At 56.7% G+C, this 7,941-nt stretch carries 6 protein-coding genes; 1 reads left to right on the top strand and 5 read right to left on the bottom strand.

The window, feature by feature from the left end; all coding sequences use genetic code 11:
• Window positions 1–1,260: 1,260 nt before the first annotated feature.
• The 5 genes from HMPREF1141_RS03710 to zapA all read right to left on the bottom strand — a co-directional run bounded on the left by HMPREF1141_RS03710 (window position 1,261) and on the right by zapA (window position 5,072).
• Window positions 1,261–1,527 carry a DUF4321 domain-containing protein gene (locus HMPREF1141_RS03710; RefSeq protein ID WP_009061132.1) on the bottom strand — a complete coding sequence of 89 codons (267 nt, stop codon included), beginning with the start codon at window positions 1,525–1,527 and terminating at the stop codon, window positions 1,261–1,263.
• 24 nt (window positions 1,528–1,551) lie between these two features.
• Complete coding sequence (dut, locus tag HMPREF1141_RS03705; protein ID WP_009061136.1) at window positions 1,552–1,995, bottom strand: dUTP diphosphatase; 444 nt, start codon at window positions 1,993–1,995, stop codon at window positions 1,552–1,554.
• A gap of 24 nt (window positions 1,996–2,019) precedes the next feature.
• The gene (locus HMPREF1141_RS03700) at window positions 2,020–4,110 is read right to left on the bottom strand and encodes a U32 family peptidase (protein WP_009061157.1); all 2,091 of its coding nucleotides are present in this window, start codon (window positions 4,108–4,110) and stop codon (window positions 2,020–2,022) included.
• Window positions 4,111–4,218: 108 nt separating this feature from the next.
• A complete protein-coding gene (locus HMPREF1141_RS03695) occupies window positions 4,219–4,404 on the bottom strand; it encodes a hypothetical protein (protein WP_035316515.1) in 186 nt (61 codons plus the stop codon).
• 41 nt (window positions 4,405–4,445) lie between these two features.
• Window positions 4,446–5,072 carry a cell division protein ZapA gene (gene zapA, locus HMPREF1141_RS03690; protein WP_009061161.1) on the bottom strand — a complete coding sequence of 209 codons (627 nt, stop codon included), beginning with the start codon at window positions 5,070–5,072 and terminating at the stop codon, window positions 4,446–4,448.
• Between the two features lie 397 nt (window positions 5,073–5,469).
• On the opposite strand from zapA, the gene HMPREF1141_RS03685 reads away from it, so the two are divergent.
• Window positions 5,470–7,917, top strand: a complete 2,448-nt coding sequence (locus HMPREF1141_RS03685) for a glycogen/starch/alpha-glucan phosphorylase (protein WP_009061171.1) — start codon at window positions 5,470–5,472, stop codon at window positions 7,915–7,917.
• The last annotated feature ends 24 nt before the right edge of the window (window positions 7,918–7,941 follow it).

Genomic DNA, 7,941 nt, shown 5'->3' with positions numbered 1-7,941 from the left:
ATTCAGCATTCTCCATCACCCGCTTCTATTTTACCACCCCGCAGCCTACATAAAAAGACAAAGTACCTCTTTCCTGATACTTTGTCTTCACGCTGGAAGGCCCCGAAACGGGGCCTTCTTTTTGATTGTGCTCTTTTTCATAGAACGCTTTTTATTTTTCATTATATAATAGTGCTTTACCGTGCCTGACTTATTCTTTCAGCCTTCTCTTGATCTTCCTCTTGGGAAAAGGTCCTCTTGTTTTCCACAAGGGAGAGGGAAAATGGGGAAAACTGGTCTGCATTTGTTTTTACTATGCGATCGCTCCTCTTCATCAGCAAGAATATGCGAGAGAAAGGGGGCTTTTCTCCAAAGGGATTCCCCGCGATGTGCGTGTGTGCGCAGCTTACCTGCTGGCGTAGGGCTTGAATTCTCAGTCCAAGAGTTTCTTCTATTTAAAAAAGGAGGAAAGTCTTTTGGGGCGGCCCCGCGCAGGGAATATTCTTTTTTCGTCAGTTCACCCCTCAGGCCAGGGCGGTTTTTTTCTTTCACCTTGGCAGGAAAGAGCGAGTTTTCAACAAGTACCCCCACATAGGGTTACCGCTGGCGCGGGCATGCCCCTCAGGCCGGGGCGGGCCCTTACTTTCGTGAAAGGACGGCGTTAAGCAAAGGCCTTCCAAAGGACACCTTTGAAATTCGTTTAGGGAACGACTCCTGACAGTGCAAACAAAAGCTATCCGTAAGGCGCTCCAATGAAAATGCCCACTCTCCAAGCTTCATCTGGAAACAAGCCTTGCGATTCCGTCTGTCGGCGGGCATTTTCAGAGCGCTCTCGTTGGCTCGGTGTTTTCTTAATGCGGCTCTGCCGCACTTTTTGTAGGTGAGAGTTGGCCTGCAGAGTACTTTTTTCTTGCCTTTTACGAATATGAGCTTCTCTTACTCACTCGCTTCACGCGCAGGCTATGCCTATGCGCGGAACAGAACCAGAGCGGGAGTCTCTCTGGGTTTCCAAGGGAAAAGAATCGAAACTCTCCTCTTTGGCGAGTCTTTGCTACCTTTCGCCTCGTAACGAAAGGTAGCACCTGCCTCGGCACGAGGGGCAGGCCTGCTCAAGCAAAATTCACATGGGAAACCTATAAAAACAAAAATAATAATTACAAATAAAATACTGTTCCCGCGTTCCCGCGCGGAAACAGCCTGCGCACACGCGACGAATAGAGCGCGAAGCGGAAGTCTTCCTCCGAACTGTCCCGCGATGTGCATGCAGGCTCAGCCTACCGCTCAGGCGCGCAGACGGATCGCGCTGAACGCGAGAATCGCCACCGCCAGCAGCAGCGCCTGCGCCACATTGATATTGACCATCAGGCCGAATGTAAAATTGACCACCGCCAGATCGACCGTCACCGGCTTCAACCCAAAATCGGCGCTCATGCCGAGCCACGCGAGAAACGGAAGCTTCGCCGTTACCGTGCCGAGCAGCTTGCCCAGCACCACAGCCAGCACAAGCAGAATAACCAGAAACAAATTTTTCAGCCAATTATGTTTCATCGTGGTTCTCCTCTTTTCCGTCCGTTACCGTTTTCCGGTGGAGCCGAATCCGCCGGTACCGCGTTCGGTGCTGTCCAGCTCGTCCGCCTCTTCCACGGGCGGCAGAAGCACCGGCGAAATCACAAGCTGGGCGATCCGCTCGCCGGGCTGAATGGTATAGGGCTCCTGCCCCAAATTGCACAGTCCTACGCGGATTTCACCCCGGTAATCGCTGTCAATCACGCCGACGCTGTTAGAAAGGGTGATCCCATGGCGCACGGCCAGGCCGCTGCGGGCATACACCAGGCCCACCCACTCTGCAGTGGGAATCGCCATCGCCAGCCCGGTCGGGATCATCGCCCGCCCGCCTGCTGGCAGATGCACCGGCTCCTCTATACAAGCCACAAGATCCATCCCCGCGCTGCCGGGAGTGGCTCTCTGCGGGATCACCGCGTTCGGGTGCAGTTTTTGAAATCGAATGGGTTCCATGCTTGTTCCTCCTGCCTGCTTTTGCTACTCAATTCCACGATAATACAAACCCCGTGTAAAAGGCTGCTGCTCTTTGTCGCGTTTTGTATTTTCCACAGCCCGCAAACCAAGATAATTCCGAAAGATTTCCTCAATTTCCACAGAGTTTTCCACAGTAAATCTTAAAACCCCGAAATCCTGCCCGCGAACTTCGCGCATTCGGTCCGCCAGATACAGCGGAACCGAGTTCAGCACCTCGCTTGCGTCGCCGTCGCACATCACCGGGAAGCGCACGCCGCGCCGGTCGGTCAGCCACGCGTTGCCGCCGCAATCAGCACAGCTTTGTGAGCCGTTTTTGCCGGGACAGTTGCGGCACAGCATCAGCGGCTGGCGGCCATACACCACCAGCCCGCGCGGCAGATCACCGCCGATCGCAGCCGCCTGCGCAAGCGTCAGCTCAAACGAAAGCTCTGTGTCGCACAGGCCCTGACGGCTCAGCCACTCGAGCGCCGGGGTATTCATCGCATTCAGTGAAAATCCGCCGTGAACCTTCATCCCGCTTTCAAGCGCAAGTCCAGCCGCGCCAAGCGTTCCAGCCCACACATCGCGGACACCGATCTTCTTCAGCGCCTCCAGGCGCTCTTTCAGCCGGTTCTCCGAACCGAAGATGCCGCGCGGCAAAGATGCCGCCATCGGGAAGCCCCGGGAAAGCAGCTCTGCAAACTGTTTCTCCGGCACATTCACCGGCAGATACACCAGCTCGCACTGTTTTGCCAGCTCCGGCACATTCTCCGCCCGCCGCAAGGAAGCGCGCAGACGCGGCAGCTTTGCGGGCTGATGGGGCTCGGCTGCCGGAATGGGCAGACGTGTGAACGGCACCGGCTTTCTCTGCGAGCGCAGGACCAATAATTGCTCCAATACCTCACGGCGCAGACGGTTCAGCATCGAGATGGGCAGGGAAAGCCCCGGCTCGATTTTACACTGCACCTCTTGCGCGAAAAACGGGGTGCCGCCGGTCTTTTGCAGCTGTGTGCGGCATCGCTCTTCGTCGATGGGCCGGCTGAGCGCCGGCTCGGGACACTCGCCCAAAGCCTCAGCGCGGTGACCACCGTCATCGGCGGCCGAAAGCGTGACCGGCTGCCCGGCTCGCACCATTAACTCCAGCCACACCGGCACACGCGGCAGCTCGTCCTTGTACAGGGCATGCAGTTGTCCGAACACATCCTTCGTCGCGCCGGTCACATCCTCCTTGGAACGGATGCCGAACATTTCCCTCCCGAGCTTGCCGTCGGGGTAGCCCGTCGTAAAGCCCGACCGGGAAAACACGGCGGAAAGATTCTCCGTCAGCTCCGGCGGGATCGGCTGGCCGTCGGCCGAATACCAGCAGGCCGCTGTTGCGGCCGCCACATATTCCGGGCGCTTCATGCGGCCCTCAATTTTTGCGCTGGTCACGCCGGCATTCTCTAATTCCGAAATGCGCGCGATCATCGAAAGGTCTTTCAGGCTCAGGTCATGGCCCGTGCCGCCGGGCACGGAAAAGGGCAGACGGCACGGCTGGGCGCACATGCCCCGGTTGCCGCTGCGCGAACCGAGCACTGAACTAAAATAGCACTGGCCCGATACCGACATGCACAGCGCGCCGTGCACAAAGCTCTCGATCTCGATGGGCGTGTCCTTCGTGCCGTCCTTGATTTCGCGAATCTGTGAAAGGGACAGCTCGCGCGCCAGCACCACCCGGGCAAAGCCGTTTTTCGCGAGCAGACGCGCACCCGCCGGATTGGTGATCGACATCTGTGTCGATGCGTTGAGCCTCAGCCCCGGGGCGCGCTCCCGCAGCAGCGCGATCAGCCCGGGGTCCTGAACGATCAGCGCGTCCACCGCGAGAGAGCAGGCGTATTCGGCCAGCTCCAGCGCGGCCGGCAGCTCCTCCTGCCGCAGCAGGGTATTGAGCGCCAGATAGACTTTAACGCCCCGGGCATGGCAGTACTCCACTGCCTGCCGCAGGGCGTCATCGTCAAAATTCTTCGCCGCCGCCCGCGCGGAAAACGCGCTGCCGCCCAGATACACCGCATCGGCGCCGGAGCGCACCGCGGCGATCAGAGAATCCGGCGACCCGGCGGGAGATAAAATTTCCATGGTTTGTATCCCAACCTTTATTCAGCATAAAATAGAGTCAATTCACTTGATGGCCAGGGTACTTTAAAATCACCTGATTCAAGTATGACAGTTTCTTTCCCCCGCAGCCTACTTCTTCGGCTTTCTGCGGCATTTGTCCAGATAAACGATGTACAGGGCAAACACAATCACCATCACCGTCCCGTACGAGGAGGAAGACGACGGCTCAGACGTAATCGTCCCCAGAACATTATAGCCCACCAGAAATATCACAGCCGCAAGTACCATGACGATGGTATAATCTCGGTTGCTCATCACAGTGTCCCTTTCTTCCTTCGCGCAGGTATGTTCGGCATTCAGTCAGTTTCTTTCTTTTCAAAAAAGCTCATGAAACTGCTGCGGTCCAGCTCTTCCGGCACCTGGGCAGACGCCGGGCGGGAGTAATGGCCGGTATGCACATTGGGTACGGCAGGCGCGGCGGGCCGGCTTTCCTCCGGCTGCTCCTCCTCAAAAGGAGACTCGGGACCTTCCGGTTCTTCCAAAGATTTTGGCTCCGGCGAAGGCACGGGCTTTTCCTGCACCGGTGCCGCAGGCACGGAGCGCACAGGCTCACGGGCCGGGCTCTGGGCGGCTTCCCCTGCCGAAAGACGGGCGCGCAGAGTCTGAATCTCCTGCTTCATGCGCTCGATTTCGCGGCGGGCCTCGTCGGCCTCCAGGCGGCTGCGGGAGGAATCCTCCAGGTAATCCTTGATCTGCGAGCGCAGATTATCCGCCGCAGCGGCGGCTTTCTTCGCGTCGTCGCAGAACGACAAAGCGGTTATGATCGCGGCCAGGGTTAAAGAAACCCGGTCGTTTTTGGACATAATGCTCTGAATGCTCTTTTCTACTTCATCCCCAAGTGCAAGCACATAGGTTTCGTTATCCTCCGATGTAAGGGTACACTCGGTTCCGCAAATATTCAGACGCACCTTAATCTTATTCATGGTGACCATCCTTTCACAGCCTTGGCAGCAGGCCGGCATTCCATACAATCTCTTTTATTATAAGCCATTTTGCGCAATTAGGAAAGGGCCTGTCGCGTTTTGCCGGATTTTCTTTCGCCGGCGGGCGGAGAAGAGGGCCGCGCACAAGAAATTCATTTTGTTGAATATAACTAAATTTAGACCAATTTTCACCCACTAGCAAAAGAAAGCAGTTTTGAAGGCAGCAAATCTTTTTTATTGAAAATACGGGCAAAATTTACGTTTTTTTCTCTTTTATTCTGTCAGTTTATTGGAATTGTATTTCGGCTCTTTTTGGTATACAATAAACATAAATCTTACTCGGCATATGATAGGGAAAAAGTGCTTCTTTATGTATAGAATCGGAGGACAGGATCACATGAACTATACGCTTTCGAAAAAAGAAATTCAGGCGCGCGTCAAAGAAACGCTGAGCCATGAAATGAGCGTGGAATGGCAGGACGCCACCGACGAACAGTACTACAAGGCCGTGGCCCTCGTCGTGCGCGACATGCTGGTAAAGGGCCGCAAGGAGTTCCGCGAGACCGCAGCCAAAACAGGCACCAAAACCATCTACTATTTATGTATGGAGTTCCTTTTGGGGCGCTCGCTCAAAAACAATCTGTTCAACCTTGGGCTGGAGGATTCGTTCCGCGGAGCGCTCGGCGGCATGAATGTAAACCTTGACAATCTCTACGAGCAGGAGCCGGACGCCGGCCTCGGCAACGGCGGCCTGGGGCGGCTTGCAGCCTGTTTTCTCGACGCACTCGCCACACTTGGCTACCCGGCGATGGGCTATTCGCTGCGGTACGAGTACGGCATCTTCCGCCAGAAGCTGGTAGAAGGCTGGCAGACAGAGCTGCCGGATTTCTGGCTGCCGGGCGGCAGCGTGTGGTTTCAGCCGGTGCCGGACCGCGCGGTCGAGGTGCATTTTGACGGAACGATCGAAGAATCGTGGAACAACCAGTATCACGTTGTGCGCCACAAGGACTACACAAAAGTGCTGGCGGTTCCCTATGATCTGTACGTGGCCGGTATGGACGGCCGGGGCGTAAGCCGCCTGCGCGTGTGGGCCGCCACCTCTGCCGAAGCGGATTTTGACATGAAGCTTTTCAACGGCGGCGATTACCTGCGCGCCATGGAGCAGAACGCGATGGCCGAGGTCATCACCAAGGTGCTGTACCCCGAGGATAACCATCCCGAGGGCAAGAGTCTGCGCCTCACGCAGCAGTATTTCCTTGTTTCCGCCACGATTCAGGATATCATCCGGCGCCATCTTTCCATCAACCGGACGCTCGACAATCTGCCGGAAAAGATCGCGATTCACCTCAACGATACGCACCCGGTGCTGGCGATCCCCGAAATGATGCGCGTGATGCTCGACGAATGCGGTTACGGCTGGGATCAGGCCTGGAGCATCGTTCACCGCACAATGGCATATACAAACCATACCGTCATGACAGAAGCGCTTGAGAGCTGGGGTGTGGATCTGTTCCGCCGCCGTCTGCCGCGCATCTACCAGATCGTGGAAGAGATCAACCGCCGCTTCTGTGCCGAAATGCACGCAAAAGGCGTGGACGGCTACAAGGTAGGGCGCATGGCCCCTCTCAACGACGGCTATGTGAAAATGGCAAACCTTGCGGTCGTGAGCACCCACTCCATCAACGGCGTGTCGCAGCTGCACAGCGACATTTTAAAGCAGACCGTATTCCACGATTTCTATACTGAAATGCCGGAAAAATTCCGCAACGTGACAAATGGAATCGCCTACCGCCGCTGGCTGAATCAGTCGAACCCCGAATACGCCGCACTGATCACCGAGCTGATCGGTGAGGAATACATTCACAATGCCGCCCGGCTCGACCGCCTGCTCAAATACCAGAATGACAAGACCGTGCTCGAGCGAATGGCGAAAATCCGCCGCGGCAACAAAGAACGCATTGCGGCCTGTGTGTGGAAGAACAACGGCATCGAGGTCGATCCCGACTCCATCTTCGACGTACAGGTCAAGCGCCTGCACGAATACAAACGCCAGCACCTGAACGCGCTCGAAATCCTCGCCACCTACCAGTGGCTGCGCGATAACCCGAACGCGGACTTTACCCCCAGAACGTATTTCTTCGGCGCGAAGGCCGCGCCGGGCTACTATATGGCAAAGCAGATCATCCAGTTCATTGTCGATCTGGGCAACACCATCAACAACGACCCGCGCGTCAATCAGAAGATGAAGATCGTCTATCTGGAGGATTACCGCGTGACGCTCGCCGAGCTGCTCATTCCCTCGGCGGATATCAGCGAGCAGATTTCGCTTGCGGGCACCGAGGCTTCCGGCACCAGCAACATGAAATTCATGATCAACGGCGCGGTGACGCTTGGCACGCTCGACGGTGCAAACGTAGAGATTCACGACTCCGTGGGCGATGAAAACATCCTGCTGTTCGGTATGACCACCCCGCAGGTGCAGGAGCGGAAAAGAAACGGATATTATCCCGCAGGGATTTACCAAAACCATCCCGTTCTGCGCCAGGCGCTCGACGAGATGAGCCGCGGCTTTGCCGGCGTCAGCTTCCGCCAGATTGCGGATTCGCTGAAAAACTCCGACCCCTATATGGTGCTGGCAGACTTTGATGACTATACCCGCGCGCGCCGCCTCTCGCAGCAGCTGTATCAGAACCCCGAGCAGTGGTACCGCATCGCGCTGGTCAACACCGCCCATGCGGGTCGCTTCTCCGCCGACCGCTCCATCCGCGAGTACGCCACAGAGATCTGGAATGCGGAGCCGGTGCCCGAGGCGGGAAAGGAACCCGCAGAAAAGGCGGAGCAATGACGCTCCGCCGAAAAACGGCAAAAA

The organism is Clostridium sp. MSTE9, from assembly GCF_000277625.1.
Taxonomy (GTDB): domain Bacteria; phylum Bacillota; class Clostridia; order Oscillospirales; family Acutalibacteraceae; genus Faecalispora; species Faecalispora jeddahensis.
This window is presented reverse-complemented; position numbering and strand designations above follow the sequence as displayed.

Bases quoted from the DNA above. Each gene is read 5' to 3' on its own strand.
- HMPREF1141_RS03685 (WP_009061171.1), top strand. From the start codon at position 5,470: ATGAACTATACGCTTTCGAAAAAAGAAATTCAGGCGCGCGTCAAAGAA.
- HMPREF1141_RS03695 (WP_035316515.1), bottom strand. From the start codon at position 4,404: ATGAGCAACCGAGATTATACCATCGTCATGGTACTTGCGGCTGTGATA.
- HMPREF1141_RS03700 (WP_009061157.1), bottom strand. From the start codon at position 4,110: ATGGAAATTTTATCTCCCGCCGGGTCGCCGGATTCTCTGATCGCCGCG.
- dut (WP_009061136.1), bottom strand. From the start codon at position 1,995: ATGGAACCCATTCGATTTCAAAAACTGCACCCGAACGCGGTGATCCCG.
- HMPREF1141_RS03710 (WP_009061132.1), bottom strand. From the start codon at position 1,527: ATGAAACATAATTGGCTGAAAAATTTGTTTCTGGTTATTCTGCTTGTG.
- zapA (WP_009061161.1), bottom strand. From the start codon at position 5,072: ATGAATAAGATTAAGGTGCGTCTGAATATTTGCGGAACCGAGTGTACC.